General features: G+C 34.9%; 14 protein-coding genes and 1 other RNA gene. 12 read left to right on the forward strand and 3 right to left on the reverse strand.

Translation table 11 applies throughout. From position 1 onward, the window contains the following. The first annotated feature begins 245 nt into the window (after positions 1-245). The 8 genes from htpG to ABJF08_RS06645 all read left to right on the forward strand — a co-directional run bounded on the left by htpG (position 246) and on the right by ABJF08_RS06645 (position 10,075). Positions 246-2,135: a molecular chaperone HtpG gene (gene htpG / locus ABJF08_RS06610; protein WP_348115292.1), complete on the forward strand. Its 1,890-nt coding sequence runs from the start codon at positions 246-248 to the stop codon at positions 2,133-2,135. Positions 2,136-2,689: 554 nt separating this feature from the next. Then, positions 2,690-3,973, forward strand: coding sequence for a hypothetical protein (locus tag ABJF08_RS06615; protein WP_348115293.1), 1,284 nt, complete (start codon positions 2,690-2,692; stop codon positions 3,971-3,973). Positions 3,974-4,051: 78 nt separating this feature from the next. Continuing rightward, positions 4,052-5,332, forward strand: a complete 1,281-nt coding sequence (locus ABJF08_RS06620) for a hypothetical protein (protein ID WP_348115294.1) — start codon at positions 4,052-4,054, stop codon at positions 5,330-5,332. Positions 5,333-5,400: 68 nt separating this feature from the next. Next, the gene (locus tag ABJF08_RS06625; protein WP_348115295.1) at positions 5,401-5,895 is read left to right on the forward strand and encodes a hypothetical protein; all 495 of its coding nucleotides are present in this window, start codon (positions 5,401-5,403) and stop codon (positions 5,893-5,895) included. A gap of 3 nt (positions 5,896-5,898) precedes the next feature. Continuing rightward, positions 5,899-6,609, forward strand: coding sequence for a CsgE family curli-type amyloid fiber assembly protein (locus tag ABJF08_RS06630; protein WP_348115296.1), 711 nt, complete (start codon positions 5,899-5,901; stop codon positions 6,607-6,609). A gap of 18 nt (positions 6,610-6,627) precedes the next feature. Then, positions 6,628-7,056 (forward strand): curli production assembly/transport component CsgF, encoded by a 429-nt coding sequence (locus ABJF08_RS06635; protein WP_348115297.1) that lies wholly within the window; start codon positions 6,628-6,630, stop codon positions 7,054-7,056. Between the two features lie 22 nt (positions 7,057-7,078). Next, on the forward strand, positions 7,079-8,608 hold the full coding sequence (locus ABJF08_RS06640; protein ID WP_348115298.1) for a CsgG/HfaB family protein: 1,530 nt from the start codon (positions 7,079-7,081) through the stop codon (positions 8,606-8,608). 3 nt (positions 8,609-8,611) lie between these two features. Further along, positions 8,612-10,075 carry a hypothetical protein gene (locus ABJF08_RS06645; protein WP_348115299.1) on the forward strand — a complete coding sequence of 488 codons (1,464 nt, stop codon included), beginning with the start codon at positions 8,612-8,614 and terminating at the stop codon, positions 10,073-10,075. 491 nt (positions 10,076-10,566) lie between these two features. Here the strand turns inward: ABJF08_RS06645 and ABJF08_RS06650 are convergent, their stop codons facing one another. Genes ABJF08_RS06650 through ABJF08_RS06660 form a run of 3 tightly spaced genes read right to left on the reverse strand, consistent with a single transcriptional unit; the run spans position 10,567 to position 13,558 of the window. Then, positions 10,567-12,105 (reverse strand): hypothetical protein, encoded by a 1,539-nt coding sequence (locus ABJF08_RS06650; protein ID WP_348115300.1) that lies wholly within the window; start codon positions 12,103-12,105, stop codon positions 10,567-10,569. After that, positions 12,102-12,509 (reverse strand): thioesterase family protein, encoded by a 408-nt coding sequence (locus ABJF08_RS06655; protein WP_348115301.1) that lies wholly within the window; start codon positions 12,507-12,509, stop codon positions 12,102-12,104. The genes ABJF08_RS06650 and ABJF08_RS06655 overlap by 4 nt, the downstream gene beginning before the upstream one ends. After that, positions 12,509-13,558, reverse strand: a complete 1,050-nt coding sequence (locus ABJF08_RS06660) for a glutaminyl-peptide cyclotransferase (RefSeq protein ID WP_348115302.1) — start codon at positions 13,556-13,558, stop codon at positions 12,509-12,511. Before ABJF08_RS06660 ends, ABJF08_RS06655 begins: the two co-directional genes overlap by 1 nt. 87 nt (positions 13,559-13,645) lie before the next feature. On the opposite strand from ABJF08_RS06660, the gene ffs reads away from it, so the two are divergent. The 4 genes from ffs to ABJF08_RS06680 all read left to right on the forward strand — a co-directional run bounded on the left by ffs (position 13,646) and on the right by ABJF08_RS06680 (position 16,631). Continuing rightward, positions 13,646-13,745, forward strand: an RNA gene (gene ffs, locus ABJF08_RS06665) — signal recognition particle sRNA small type. A gap of 51 nt (positions 13,746-13,796) precedes the next feature. Further along, complete coding sequence (locus ABJF08_RS06670) at positions 13,797-14,600, forward strand: SDR family oxidoreductase (protein WP_348115303.1); 804 nt, start codon at positions 13,797-13,799, stop codon at positions 14,598-14,600. Beyond that, positions 14,590-15,066 (forward strand): hypothetical protein, encoded by a 477-nt coding sequence (locus ABJF08_RS06675; protein WP_348115304.1) that lies wholly within the window; start codon positions 14,590-14,592, stop codon positions 15,064-15,066. The genes ABJF08_RS06670 and ABJF08_RS06675 overlap by 11 nt, the downstream gene beginning before the upstream one ends. Positions 15,067-15,326: 260 nt before the next feature. Further along, positions 15,327-16,631 carry a hypothetical protein gene (locus ABJF08_RS06680; protein WP_348115306.1) on the forward strand — a complete coding sequence of 435 codons (1,305 nt, stop codon included), beginning with the start codon at positions 15,327-15,329 and terminating at the stop codon, positions 16,629-16,631.

Consider the following 16,631-nt stretch of genomic DNA (forward strand, 5'->3'; position numbering starts at 1 on the left):
CCTAAAATCTATACATTTCCTTACAATGGGCGATACAAATATGTACCTACATTAAGGTTTATGAAATGGCCAGTACAGCAACGGTAGCTTTGGGTCGATAATCAGTAGTTTTAAAACTATAATTAAACTGTCAGGTTGTCGTATTCTTTTAAATGGTACAAGGCTTGAAATAGGCAAGAGGTAATTAATAATTCCGCTTTCGCGAAAGCGGAACAGATATAAACTTAATAGAACAATAAAATAATATGTCACAAAAAGGAACCATTAACGTAGCGGTGGAAAATATTTTCCCGCTTATTAAAAAGTTTTTATACAGCGATCACGAGATATTCTTAAGAGAATTAGTCTCTAACGCAACTGATGCCACACTTAAATTACAACACCTTGCTAGAATAGGTGAGGCCAGTGTAGAGCTGGGTGATCAAAAAATAGAGATTAAGATCGATAAAGAAGCAAAAACGCTTCATATTATAGATCAAGGTCTAGGTATGTCTGAAGATGAGGTACAAAAATATATTAATGAAGTAGCGTTTTCTGGAGCTGAGGAGTTTTTAGAGAAATATAAAGACACTGCAAAAGATAGTGGTATCATAGGTCATTTCGGTCTAGGATTCTATTCTGCTTTTATGGTAGCAGACCAGGTAGAGATTATTACAAAATCTTTTAGAGGTGACGATGCGGTACACTGGACTTGTGATGGATCTCCTAATTATACGCTAGAGCCTGCGACTAAAGAAGATTTTGGTACGGAGATTATACTTCATATTTCTGATGACGAGACTGAATTCTTAGAAGAAAGCCGTATTACAGAGCTTCTTAATAAGTATAACAAGTTCATGCCAGTGCCTATCAAATTTGGTACTAGAACTGAGACTCTAGAAAAACCAGAAGGAGCTGCTGAAGATGATGCGGCACCTACTGAAGAGGTAGATAATATTATCAATAACCCTTCTCCAGCATGGACTAAACAGCCTAGCGAGTTAGAAGAAGCAGATTATAAAGGTTTTTACCGTGAGTTATATCCTACACAGTTTGAAGAGCCTCTTTTTAATATACACCTTAACGTAGATTATCCTTTTAATCTTACAGGAATTTTATATTTCCCTAAGATGACTCAGGATCTTAATGTACAGAAGGACCGCATACAACTGTATCAAAATCAAGTGTATGTAACAGATAACGTCGAGGGAATTGTACCAGAATTTTTAACCATGTTGCGTGGTGTTATCGATTCTCCAGATATTCCATTAAATGTATCTCGTTCTTACTTACAAGCAGATGGTGCTGTAAAGAAGATATCTAGCTATATTACTCGTAAGGTAGCCGATAAGTTAAAGAGTCTTTTCAATGAAGATCGTAAAGGTTTTGAAGAAAAGTGGAACGATATAAAAATCGTTATCGAGTACGGTATGTTGAGTGAAGAGAAATTCTTTGATAAAGCAGATAAGTTTGCTTTATATCCTACTGTAGATGGTTCTTATTACTTATGGGACGAACTGGTAGAAAAAATTAAAGATGCACAGACTGATAAAGATGGTAAGACCGTAATTCTTTATACTTCAAATAAAGAGGCTCAACATTCTTATGTAGCAGCAGCGACAGAAAGAGGTTATGAAGTACTATTATTAGATTCTCCTATTATCTCGCACTTAATGCAGAAGTTAGAAGGATCTAAAGAGAATGTTTCTTTTGTAAGAGTAGATGCTGATCATGTTGATAATCTTATCAAGAAAGATGAAGAGCAAATTTCTAAATTATCTGATGAGGAGAAAGAATCTCTTCAAAAAGTAATTACTGATACCATAAAGGATGCAGAATATACGGTACAGGTAGAGGCGATGAGCAGCGATGCAGCACCGTTTATTATCACACAGCCAGAATTCATGAGACGTATGAAAGAAATGCAAGCGTCTGGTGGTGGCGGTATGATGGGCTTTGGTAACATGCCTGACATGCACAACCTAGTGGTTAATGGTAATCATGATCTAGTACAAGCTATCTTTAATGAGAAAGATGAAGCTAAGAAAACTGGATTAATTCAGCAAGCAGTTGATCTTGCAAAATTATCTCAGGGATTACTTAAAGGTGAAAAATTAACAGAATTTGTTAATCGTAGTTACGGTTTAATTAAATAAATCGTTAGAAAGAATAATTTATTTATTAGAGAGCATGCTGTAAAGCATGCTCTTTTTTTTTAATTATATATAGCAGCTTATCATCATTTGATGAGAAATTAATAAAAATTGGTTTTAATAATCATAAATCTGCATTATTATGTAGTCTAATACTTACAAGTTGTTAAATTAAGATTAAAAAACAGAGGTTTTTAACATTCTGTTTTGTGTATTACATAGAGTATTCGTGTATTATATCTAAAACATTGTTTTTTAACATATTAAGCTTAAGTATTGTCATTACTCGATTTTCAAGCCTCAGGTAACAGAAAATACCCATTATAAGTCAAAAAAGGTATTTGCATAGCATTAAAATCATCGCCTATATTTACCATGTCAAAAGTAAACAGCATCCCTGCAAATGTTTATGACAGTTACAAGGTTATCCCTACAACCGAGTAATAATAAAGTCCCTATAGATTAAAAGAACGTATGTTCAATGAACGATTAAACGCGTAAGGTTTTCTTGTTTCATGCTCAATGAATGTGTATTTATTAATTCTAAATATTTTATTATGAAACGATTAATCCTAAGTGTTGCGGCACTTCTTGCAGGAACTGTAGCGATAGCACAGACACCGCAAACAATTACTAATCCTGGACAGCAAGCAGTACCAACATCTGCAGCGACTGTAGGAGGTAACTACTCTAATGTTGATCAGAAAGGAACCGGTAGTGATGCCTTAGTATCTCAACAAGGTACAGCAAATGGTTCTTACATCTCACAAACAGGTACAAATGCTACTAACCGTAACACTGCTACAGTATTACAATGGGGTAATGTACAACCTAGTATAAGTGGTCATCTTAACTATTCTGACATCGCACAGTCTGGTGAAGGAAATGCTTATACAGTAACTCAACAAGGAGATTTGAATGAAAACTATGGTGTCCAAGTAGGGTTGGACAACACAGCGTTAGTTCAACAAGGTGCGGACACTCCACAACAGGCAGAAAGTAATCTAGCTCTTGTAGATCAAGATGGTAAGGATAACTATGCTGAGGTACAACAAAGATGGGATAACAATGAAGCTTCTATACTTCAAAGAAATGACCAAGTAGCTGGAGTAGGTAACAGATCTTACCAGTCTCAAGGGGCAAATCCTAACCAAAGTGCAGGACATGTTGCTATAGGTGAGCAATATGGTGATGACAATGAGTTGGTACAAATTCAAGATGGTGCTTCTAGTGGTCCTACTGGATTAGGTAACTATGCACAGTCTAACCAAGGTGATGCTGTTACAGGAGCAACAGGTGCTTTTGCTCAACAAATTCAAGAAGGTGAATTAAACGAAGCTTATTCTTCTCAAAAGTTAGTAGGTGATACTGCTTTTCAAGAGCAACTAGGAAATGGAAACATGGCTGTTAATGAGCAAAATTTAGGTGGTTCTTTAAACGGTGGTGATAACTATGTAGATCAGTACCAAGCTGGTAACGGGAATGAAGCTAGATCATTACAAAATGGTAATGATAACCAAGCGTTTCAAGAGCAGTATCAAGATGATAACTACTCTAAAATAACTCAGGGTAATGGCCAGGTTTTAGGTAACATAGCTACATCTATTCAAAACGGTTTTGATAACTCTTCTTTAATCAACCAAAGAGCAAATGGAAACATGTCTATGGTAGATCAAACTGGTAACGGTCAAGTAAGTGTTGTTAATCAAAATGCACCTTTAAATGGCTCTCCAGCAGCAACGTCTGGAAGTAACACAGCTACTATCATCCAAAGAAATGCAAATGTTTCTTTAACTGCTCAAATACAAAAAGCAGCAGCAACTAAAGTTCATAACTTCTAAAAAGAAGAAACCTTATCCAACATCTAATTATTTAGATGTTGGATTTTTTTACAAATCAACTCAATCTAAATATTTATTATGAAACGAATTATCTTAAGTGTAGCAGCACTTCTTGCTGGTACTGTAGCAATAGCACAGACACCACAAACAATAGCGAGTCCTGCACAACAAACAGTTCCTACTGCAGCAGCGACTGTAGGTGGTAACTATTCTAATGTGGATCAAAAAGGAACAGGTAGTGATGCTCTTGTATCCCAACAAGGTACTGCAAATGGTTCTTTTATCTCACAAACTGGTACAAATGCAACTAACCGTAACACTGCTACAGTATTACAATGGGGTAATGTACAGCCTAGTATAAGTGGTCACCTTAACTATTCTGAGATTGCTCAGTCTGGTGAAGGAAATGCTTATACAGTAACTCAGCAAGGAGATTTGAATGAAAACTTTGGTGTCCAAGTAGGGTTGGATAACGCAGCTTTAGTTCAACAAGGTGCAGATACGCCACAACAAGGTGAGAGTAACCTTGCTCTTGTAGATCAAGATGGTAAGGAAAACTATGCTGAGGTACAGCAACGTTGGGATAACAATGAAGCTTCTATACTTCAAAGAAATGACCAAGCAGCTGGCGTAGGTAACAGATCTTACCAGTCTCAAGGGGCAAATCCTAACCAAAGTGCAGGACATGTTGCTATAGGTGAGCAATATGGTGATAACAATGAATTGATTCAGATTCAAGACGGTGGTTCAAGTAGTTTAGGTTTAGGTAACTATGCAGAGTCTGATCAAGGTGATGCAGCTGTACAAGCAACTGATGCATTTACACAACAAGTTCAAGAAGGTGACTTAAATGAAGCGTACTCTTCTCAAAGATTAGTAGGTGATTCTGCTTTTCAAGAGCAAGTAGGAACTGGTAACATTGCTGTAAATGAGCAAAACTTAATAGGTCTTTCTACTGGAGGAAATAACTCTCTAGAGCAGTATCAAGCTGGTAATAATAACGAAGCTAGATCTACACAAGCTGGAAATGATAACCAAGCTTTTCAAGAGCAGTATCAAGATGATAACTACTCAAGTATTTTTCAAGCAAATGGTCAGGTTGCAGGTAACATAGCAACTTCTATCCAGAATGGTTTTGATAACTCTTCTGTTATCAATCAAAGAGCTAATGGAAACATGGCTGTTGTAGACCAGACTGGAAATGGACAAGTAAGTGTTGTGAATCAAAACAATCCTTTAAGTGGAGCGCCTGCAGCAACTTCAGGTAGCAATAGCGCTGTAGTAATTCAAAGAAATGCAAACGTAGCATTAACTGCTCAAATGAAAAGAGCAGCAGCTACTGCAGCACACAGTTTCTAAAAATAATTTTTAACAAGATAATCGCGAGTTGCTACTCGCGATTATCCTTGTTTTTTAAATCTGAAATTATGAAAAATGTAGTTTTATTATTTGTATTGTTTTCTGTTTGTGGTTATTCTCAAAATTATGTCGACGATAAAGAGGTGATCTCTGATGTTTCATTTAAGACTAATAACTCACAATTGAATTATGCTGCAAACCAGCAAATACAACAAACTCCCGTTTTAAAAAATTCTGTTTTTATAGCGCAAGTAGGTCTTAATAATACTGCCATATCTCAAATAGCTTCTGATAATGCAGAGGTTACCATAGTGCAAGATGGAAACTTTAATATTTCTAATCTTAAAATAAATGCTTTAAGAGTTAGAGAGCAAGTGCAACAAATAGGAAACAGTAATTTGTTTTTAGACTATAGTTTACACGGTGCTCAAAATCATGAGGTACAATTAAATCAAAATGGAAATTACAACACAGCTATAAGTGTAGGTACCAACGGTATCTCTGAGAGATTAAAGATTAATCAAACCGGTACAGGTGCTGCTGTATATGTACTTCATTATTAAAAAATGAAAGAATTTTTCACGATAGTAATATTACTAGTTGCAAGCACTTGCCATGCGCAACAATCCTTATACAACCGTGAGATAAAGGCAGATATTCAAATGGAAGAAAAGTCAGAATTTTTAACCATTAAAGGTGTAGCTGAAAATTTAACAGATCTCAACACAGGATTGAGGTACGAGTTATCAGTTATTAAAAAAGATTCTTTGAATAATATTTCAAAAAATAAGCAAGAGGGAAGTGGTGTCTTAAATGCAAAAAACAAAGTAGTTCTAGCTACCACTAGAGTTAATTTAAACATACCAGAAACTTTGACCATCATGCTGCTTATTTATAATTATGATGATAAGTTGATAGGAAAATCTATAGAGAGAATAGCCCCTTATACTCGTCAGTTAGATAAACCAGAGGTAGATACCTATGATGGTATCATTTTTTTAGGAATAGTTGAAAATAAAACACGAACTAGCCCAGGACGTAAATTTTATGACTACTTCTATGGTAGATATAATTATTACCAGTTAAAAGGTAATCAAACTGTGAAAATAAAAGAGGTCTTTGGACAGGGCAGAAGCTCTAGAATAGAGATCTATTTAGGATATAAATTAGTTTTTCAATTCTTTTTAAATCCTAAAAAAGAATATATAAAAGCAATGGGAGATCAAGCGATCAGTATTGTGTATCAAGAATTACAGAAATTAAAAAGTGCTCAATAATAAATTAAAACTTAAATCATGCTCAAAAAATTAACAACATCGCTCGTATTGTTATTTTCTATTTGTTTTATGGCAAATGATCTTAATGCTCAACAATTTGTGTATAAACCTATTAATCCAGCTTTTGGAGGTGATACATTTAACTATCAGTGGCTGGTACAAAGTGCTGAATTACAAAATAAATTTACTGACCCAGCAGAAGCTCAAGCTGCAGACGATACATCTGCATTAGATAGTTTTGCTGCAGGTATAAACAGCCAGATACTTAGTCAGCTGTCTAGATCGCTATTAGATTTACAATTTGATACATCAACAGGATTATCTCCAGGAGTATTTTCTTTTGGTAGTTTAGAGGTAGAAATTCTGGAATCTTTAGAAGGACTGGTAGTAAATATACTCGATACTACTACAGGAGATCAAACCCAGGTAATAGTACCTAACCAGTAGGGTTTACTCAAATATTTTATTTATGAAATTCCGATTAAAACAAATCGGGCTGTTGTTGTGTGCCGCATTATTTACTAGTTGCGGTGCTTATTTCAACCAGCCATTTGATACCCAAGAAGCTCGTATAGGAGAGATAACTGAAGCTACTACTCGATTAAAAGAATTACCAGAACCTGCTGCCAAAGCTGTGGTAGGAGTTTATAAGTTTGAAGATCAAACGGGACAGTATAAACTCAGTGAGGTAGGAAGTAGTTTTAGCAATGCTGTTACTCAAGGAGGAACTACTATTTTAATAAAAGCGCTCGAAGATTCTAAATGGTTTAGAACCATAGAGAGAGAGAATATAGGTAATCTAATTAATGAACGTGGTATTATTTTAAACACGCGCAAAGATTATGCTGCAAAAACTAAAACTCCTATTGAAGATTTACCTCCTTTGCTTTATGCAGGTATATTGATAGAAGGTGGTATTGTTTCTTATGACACAAATGTATTAACTGGTGGTGTAGGTGCCAGATATTTTGGTGCCGGAGGTTCTACAGAGTACCGTCAGGATAGAGTAACTATTTATTTACGTGCCGTTTCTACACAGTCTGGTGAGATTATGAAGACCGTTTATGTATCAAAATCTATATACTCACAAGCGGTAGATGCTAATCTTTTCAGATATGTAAGTTTTCAAAGATTACTAGAAGCTGAAACTGGTTTTACAAGAAATGAACCAGGACAACTAGCAATTAAAGAAGCTATAGAAAAAGCAGTAGAGTCTCTTATTATAGAAGGTATAACGGTACAATTATGGTTTCCTAAAGGAGGTATGCCAGTCGCGCAAAAAATGGTTTCTGATTATTACAAGGAAAAAGAAATAGCCGAAAGAACTGATGTCTATCAAAGAGAGTTTTTAGAAAGAAGAAGTAAATGGCGAGCAGATTTAAGCGCAGGTGGTACTTACATAAAAGGAGATTTACCTGATGCCAGTTATGAATATGCTTTATCTGGAGGTCTTAAATATAACCTCACACCTAATATAGGCGTGCGTGGTGTATTGAGTAAATACAGATTAAAAAATACCGACTTATTAAATAGAGAGTTTGCATCTTCAGATTTAAATCTTGAGTTAACTGTTTTACCTTATCAAGAGTTCTCCCCATATGCCTACTTAGGTAGCGGACTCAATTTTGCTAACAATTTTGACAAGACAGATCTTAAGGTACAGGCAGGTATAGGTTTTGAATATGCGTTCTCGCCCAGCTTTGGATTTACAGTTTTTGGTGAATACAATAATGTTTTTGCTGACGATCTAGATAACCTAGTCTCAGGTAAATTAGATGATCAATATTATCGCTTTGGACTGGGTTTAAACGTGTACTTAGGAAATAATAAAGCTAAAGAGAGCAATATAGAACGTCAAAAACGTAAAGCAAGAAGAGTACAAAAGCGCAAGGAAAAAAAGGCTCTCAAAGAAAGTTTAAAACAAGATGTTGAGGGAGATTCGCTTTCGCGAAAGCGAAACACACAACAAACTCCTTTAATTAATCAAGAAAATAATTAGATGATGAAAGGATTTTTAATAATGCTAATATCACTACTACTTCTAACTGGTTGTAGTGAAGATTTAATAGACGTAAACGGTACCGGTGTGATACGTGGAAAAGTGGTAGAAGAAATTACTTTTTTACCTCTTGAAAACGTAAAAATATCTACAAACCCTAATACTAGCTCGGTATTTACAGATGTAAATGGAGATTTTGAGATAGAAGTAGAGTCTGGTCAATATGCCGTCCAAGCAGAAAAAGATGAATATATTACGGCATTTGAGTCTGCTACAATAGAAGTAGATGGCGAGGTAGAGTTGGTTTATGAATTGAGAACACAAACTGCAAATAATCGCGCACCTAATGCACCGGTGTTGAATGCACCTGCTGATAACGCAACAGATTTATCATTTAACCTCACACTTGAGTGGACTGGTACTGACATTGATGACGATGTACTTACATACAAAGTAACTCTAAGAAATGCAAGCGATAATACGGTACAAACATTTGAAGATATTACAGATGCGACTCTAGATATTACGGTAGATTATGGAACGACTTATTTCTGGCAGGTAACGGCAAATGATGGTATCAATGAAGATGTAAATAGTGAATTATTCACATTCTCAACGGCAAATTTTCCCGTAAATAGATTTCTATTTGTAAAAAAAGTAAATGGTAATAATGTCATCTATAGCGGTGATGAAGACAGTGTTGAGGTAGCTATAACATCGGTAAACTCTAATAGCTGGAGACCTAGAGTAAGTCGTGTGGCAAATAAAATAGCATTCTTACGTAGTGTAGGAGCGTTAGTTCAGGTTTTTGTCATGGATCCAGATGGTAATAATATAAGACAGGTTTCTACTCAAGTGCCAGTGGCAGGATTTAATCTAGAAGAAATAGATATTTCATGGTCGTCTGATGGTGCAAAAATTTACTATCCTTCACAAGATAAATTATATAGCGTTAATCTAGATGGTACTGGTACAACTATGGTGTATCAAAGCACTGGTAATTTGGTTACTGAGGTAGATGTAAATGGATCTTTAATAGCTATAAAAACTAATGATTTAAGTGGTTACAATTGCGAGATTTTGTTGATTAATACAACAGGTGCATTAGTAGATACAGTGCTTACAGGTTTAAACGGTGCTGTAGGTGGACTGGACTTAAGTGCCGATAATTCTAGAATACTTTATACCAGAGATATTACTGGTTTTGAGAATAGTGCTTACAGACAGCTCAATACGCAGGCATTTATATACAACCTAAATACCATGGTAGAGTTAGGAGTTAGTTTTAATAAAGATCCAGGGACTAATGATCTGGATGCTAGATTCTCACCTACCGAATCTAAAATAATAGTCTATAATCAGGATAACGATGGTATTACGCAAGGAACTCTTCAGGTATTAGAAGTGGATACCATAGATACAAGAGAAGATATTTTTACTAATGGATTAATGCCAGACTGGGAATAGTCGACATCTATTTATAATCATGTTTGCGTAAATGTGATTTTTGAAAGGAGTATCTGAGCAATATTCCATTTCATGGATAGATGAGATTGATACTTACGCAGCTTCAATGTACTGCGGCTATTCCTTTATGGTATTCTATTGAAAGAGGATTTAAAAAACAATGCCTGGAAAAAGTATAGGGACTTCATTCCAGGCATCTTTCAATTCTAAATATCTATCAAAAACGTATGTTTTTATTAGACAGGACAAATGTACTATATGTATGTGGTATGAGCATAAATATGTTAAAAAGAAGTGTTTTTTCTTTGAATTAACGCATTTGATCGATAAAGAGCTTGAAATGTAGATAGGCTATTTTATTAAAAATTAACCGTCAACAATTTTTATTGAAAATTGGCCATGTTTATTTTTAATAAATAGACGACTTATTTTAAGCAAAACAGCGTTACAGCTTTTTTAAAGTAATTTTATACTCGTGATGGTTAGAAATATTAATTAGTAGATAAATCTACACTTTCAAAAGCACCAGCATCTGGAGACACGGCCCTTGTGTTACCTTCTATATCTAGAGTAGTGGAAGTAGCAGGGTTTGCAATGCCATTTGCACCACTCATATTATCTATACGTAATTGAAAAGCATCTTCGTCTTCAAATAATGGGTCTTCATTGAATACACAGTTCTCATAAAGACTTGAATTAGTGATGTCATAAGAAGGAAAACCATCAAAACTGTTTGAGAAATCATTAAATCTCATTAAAGAATTTTCAAACTTAAAGTTGAATGTAGAGAGTTGATCATCTAGTAATGCATACTCAATATTGCGATCTCCATAAATAATACAGTTGGTAAAATTAGCTTCTAGCAAGTCTGCTGATAGATCTGAGTTTGGGAAAATGTTAGTTAGGAATAGAGTAGGGTCTTGACGGAAACTGTTATTCCAGTAATTAGAAATCGTACAATTATTAAAGTTATACGCTCCACCTAGTCTAGCAATTACAGTAGACTGTCCCGAATTATGAAATATAGAATTACTAGCCTCTATAGATGCTGTGGTAGCTAACAATGCCGTATTAGAACTATTTAATATTTTAGAATTATTCATTTTTAAAGTAGCACCGTTAGAAGTAGTGTTAGAGCTATCCATAATAATACCTACGCTTGCATTTTTAATGGTGGCATAATTAATTTCATGATCTTTACTACCAGCAGTAAGCCATATAGCGGTCCATTGTCCAGCTATATCTTCATAAAGAGGTTCTAATCTATCTCCTTCAAAAATCACTTCGTTTTCGAGATCTTCTGTCGTGGATAAAGCTCCATTTACTTTTAAAGTAGCTTCATTATACACAATAATTCCACTTTGTGAATGAAAGTGAAGTCTAGCTCCAGGATCTATGGTGAGTGTCTTGTTAGATGGCACGGCTGCAAAACCATATATAACGTACGGTTTTTCATTGGTGAAATTAAGTTGATCATCATCTAGAAAAAATCCAGAAATGCGTGTTTCGTTACCATCAGTGTCTGTATCTAACAATAAAGTTTCTTCTACACCTTGAGCATCGCGCTCTGGAAAAAGAAAAACAGCATCTTTTATTAAAGTCACTAATTCTACTTTTTGAAGATTACCACCAGCATCAAATTCTATAGTATCTTCATAAAGAAATTCAGTGTCAGATGTAAAGTCCATGATGTCTACTGTGGTTTCTACAAAGACGAACATAGAATCTTTTGCAAGTAATTCAACATTTTCAAATACCTGTCCAGGTACTCCATCTACAGACAGTCTGTAATTAGAGTTAGTACCTTGGTTAAGAGCAACTCTAGGAATGACAATGTCGTCACTACTGCGATTATATACTTTAAAAGTTCTTGTACTAGAACCTATGTTTGAAAAAACAGTATCTAAATATATGGTGTCTTGAGAGAATTCTAAATTTCCTGTACTGGCGGTAAATTCAAAATCATTTCTACAAGAAGAAATGCTAACTAGAGTAATGATACTAATAAGGACGGTAATTATATATTTCATGTTGTTTCAAATAGGTCTCTCATTTCCTGAGAGATTTTAATAGGTCTACCGTTTTTATCAATCGCGCACCAGTCAGATGTTGTTTTAACTAGCAAGTCCATTGTGGTCTCGTTATATATTTCAATGTAACGCTCATAACGTACGTTTGTTGCTCTACCGACTTGGGTTTTAATCAGTATTTTATCACCTAGAACTGCCGCTTTTTTATACTCAATACAGTGTTTTAACATTACCCAACCAAAGGTATCTAGCATCTCTGGCGTAGCAACGGTAGTCCAGTGCTCGGTAGCGATATCATTTGCCCATTGTACGTAAACCACATTATTTACATGGTCTAGGTCATCTATTTCTTCTTCAGTAGCAATACGTCTTTTCTTAAAAACAGGTAGATCAGCTTGAATCATTACTTTACTATTTCGATTTCAAACATTTTAGGCCATCTCTTACCAGTAATAAAAAGTCTATTGTTATTCTTATCAAATGCAATACCGTTAAGCACGTTATCAGATTCAGAATAATTAGGAATTTCTTTAGTGATGCTATTCAAGTTAATCGCACTTTCTACCACACCATTTTTAGGATTAATAACCATTATAAGGTTAGTAGTATAAACGTTTGCATAGATTTTACCATCTATCCATTCTAATTCATTGATTTTAGACACCACACCATCGGCACTTACTACTTCTATGTAGCCTAGTTCTTCATAAGTATTAGAATCTATCTTCCATATTTTTGAAGTACCATCACTTTTATAAAGGTATGTACCATCATTAGTAAGTCCCCAGCCTTCCATACTGCGGTTGTATTTAAACTCATCGACTTTATTTAAGTCCATATCATAAACATAACCTATTTTACTTTGCCATGTTAGTTGATACACCTTATTATTAAGTATAGTCATTCCTTCTGCAAACTGACTAGCAGGTAAATCTACTTTTTTTGTAACCTCACCAGTTTCTACATTTGTGATTCTTATATCACTTTCTTTAAATTGTCCTGTACTTTCATAAAGGGCGTTTCCATAAAACTCTAGTCCTTGAGTATAGGCATCGGTTTGATGCACATAAGTGTTAAGAATATTGTACTTGTAGATTTTTGCTTTTGTTGCAGGTATTCTTTTTATTTTGGTAGCTACAGTAGTATTCATACCGTCCTTATATATGGTAGCTTTAAAAGTAAGATTACCATAAGGTTGATTTTTCAGCTTTCGCGAAAGCGAGTTTCCACCAGCACCATCGATAATGGCATCATTTTGACTCCATATAATACTATCTGCACCGATAGATGCGTCATCAATCAGCGATAATTGGACCGTATCGTCCTCATTCCACTTTAATTTTGAATTAGAAACCTCTAATTTATAATTTTCTTTAAAAGTTTCTATGTCTGTTTTACAGCTTGATAATGAGATCACTGCTACGATTAGTAAAACCGAATTTTTCAATTTCATAATATTTTTTTATCAAGTCGAAAGATAGTTATAAAAAAGCATGGGAAAAACCTTTGTGTAAGTAAAACTAGACTGTATATTTGCAACGGGCAAGTCCTACACAACCAGCTCCTGCTGAACTCCTCCAGGGCGGGAACGCAGCAAAGGTAAGTGGTCGTAGCGGTGTGATGTAGGTAGCTTGCCTTTTTTTCTTTCTCCTTTTTTGTGATTTCTTCACATTTAGTTTTTAAAATATTTTATGAAAAAAGTAGTATTGGTTACCGGTGGTTCTTCTGGTATAGGTAAGGCCATTGCATTATTTCTTCAAGATAAAAATTATACCGTTTACGGCACAAGTAGAAATCCAGATCGTTATCCAGACAGTTCTATAAAGTTACTCGCGCTAGACGTGCAAGACCAAAACTCTATTAATAAAGCGGTAAATCTTCTAATAGAAAAAGAAGGACAACTGGATGTACTTATTAATAATGCTGGTGTAGGTATTACAGGGCCTATGGAAGAAACTCCTATAGACGAGGTTAAAAACGCAATGGATACTAATTTTTATGGCCCATTGAGAGTTTTACAAGCGGTATTACCAGTAATGAGAAAACAAAAATATGGACGCGTTATTAATATAACCAGCATCGCAGGTTATATGGGTTTACCATATCGTGGTATCTATAGTGCAAGTAAAGGTGCGCTAGAAATAGCAACCGAAGCATATCGTATGGAATGCGCACATCTTAATATTCATTTTAGTAATGTAGCGCCAGGGGATTTTGCTACTAATATAGCCGCTGGTAGATTTCATGCTCCGGTTATATCAGGTAGCGATTATGAATCTGGCTACGCACATACCCTAAAGTTAATCGATGAGCATGTAGATGATGGCCAGGATCCTATAGAAGTAGCTCAACAGATTTATGATATTTTACAAAAGCCTAATCCTGGTATTCATTATAAAGTAGGTAGCTTTTTACAGAAGTTTTCGATTTTCCTAAAGAAAATCCTTCCTGAAAAGACGTATGAAAACATGCTTAAAAAGCATTATGGACTTTAAAGTAAGTAATTTCTTCCCACCAGTAACACGGCTTTTAGGTGTTCTTATCTTTGTTATAGGAATAATAGGTCTAGTGACTAACGGTATTCAAGTATTCTTTATATCATTAATAGGTTTTGCTATCGTTTTCTCTACAAAAGGTGTATCCATTGATGCAGCTAATAAAAAATTAAAAGAATACAATAGTTTCTTTTTTATAAAATTCGGGAAATGGCAATCTTTAGACCAGTTTCCTCATATTACGGTTCTTGAAATTACCGAAAAAACTAGTTTAGGAAGTCACACTACACTGGTAAATTCTTCTTCTCGTGAGATGGTGTATCGCATTACGCTGTTAAGTAAAGATCATTATCAAAAGTTGTTGATTAAACAATTAAAAGATAAGGATATAGCTCACCAAGAAACAGAAAAAATTGCCGATTTAATAGGTTTTGAAAAGGTGATTTATAGCCCTGGTGCTTATTAATATCTTATAATTTTCAGGAACTCCGCTTTCGCGAAAGCGTAATAAACATCAATGATCCTTCTTAAAAGGTTCTATTAATTGCCTACCAATAGCATTTGAGAATTTTTATAGATAGAAAGCTTAGTTCTTAGTTCTTATACCGTTAATCGATGTTTTTAATTGTTTTAACAAAAGTGATCTTTTTTGTTTTGCATTAATCTTGTCTACGTTAAGGAGTTGTTAATTTTGTACCACTCAAATTTTCAACTTAAACCACAGTAATGATTAAATACGGTTTTTCTATTGTCTTATTTTTTACTTGTATTTATTCCTATTCTCAAGTAGGGATCAATATACAAGTGCCAGCTGCAGATGCAGCACTAGACGTTTCTGGTACAAACAAAGGTGTGCTAGTACCACGTGTGGATATAGATGATCTATCTACTATTGCACCAGTAACAGGTGGTGCTACAGAAAGTCTTCTAGTTTATAATACTAATGTTACTACGGGCAAAGGATTTTATTTTTGGTCTGGTGTGGAATGGGTTCCAGTAGGTACCGGTTCTTTCTGGGGTAAAAAAGGAAATGCAGGTACAACTCCAGGTACAGCAGTTGGTGAGAATTATCTAGGTACTAAAGATGCTCAAGATTTAGTAATAGCGACTAATAGCGTTGAGAAAATACGAGTTACTAGTTCTGGTCAGATTCTGGCTTCTAGCAATGGTACCGCATCACAACCTACTTATTCTTTTCATTCTGATAATGATACAGGTATTTATTCTAGTGCGGCAAATAAGTTAAATATATCTGCTGCAGGAAATGACATGATAGAGTTAGATGGTACTTCAAATCCAGAAATTATTCTTAATAAAAACCAAGCAAATATCAATACACGTATAGCGTCACAAGGTCAGTCTCACATGGTATATGTAGATGCTGCAACGGATAGGATAGGTATAGTTCAAGATAATCCGCAAGCAACTTTACATATAGGTGGTAGCAACAGTACGGTTAGAATAGACGCATTTAATGCGGTTAATAATACCAATAATAAAGGAACTGTTTCTAAGCCTGTATTTGTAGATTCTAATGGTGAGTTAAGTATAGAAGGATCTAACGTGATAACACAAATGGTAGAAGATAATACCTCTTTCTTATCAACGCCAGTAGTTATAGACAATAATTCTACAGGTAGAACTCAGGTAGAACTTTACAGTACATCGGTTACTTTAACGCGTGATGCACTAGTAGAGGTGGTTTACCAGGCTGGTGTAACTATAACAGATACGTCTAATAATCTTATATATGATGGTAGGCCGAGATTATATCGTATTTATGTATTAATAGATGGTGTAAAAGTTGCTTATAAAGGTGATGCTTATACCAGTAGGAGTAGCTCAGGAACAGCTATAGTTAATGGGCCATTTTTTCTTAATGGAAATGGATATGTAAAATTACCAGGTTCCGTTACTGGTACTACCCATGATATAAAGGTTTATGGAGAAGTTTATGGTAATACCGCTTCTACTAGATGTACTTATGGTGGTAATGGAGATGATTTATTTCAAGTTCTAGTTAGATATTAA

The organism is Nonlabens sp. (assembly GCF_039941875.1).
In the GTDB taxonomy this organism is placed as follows: Bacteria; Bacteroidota; Bacteroidia; order Flavobacteriales; family Flavobacteriaceae; genus Nonlabens.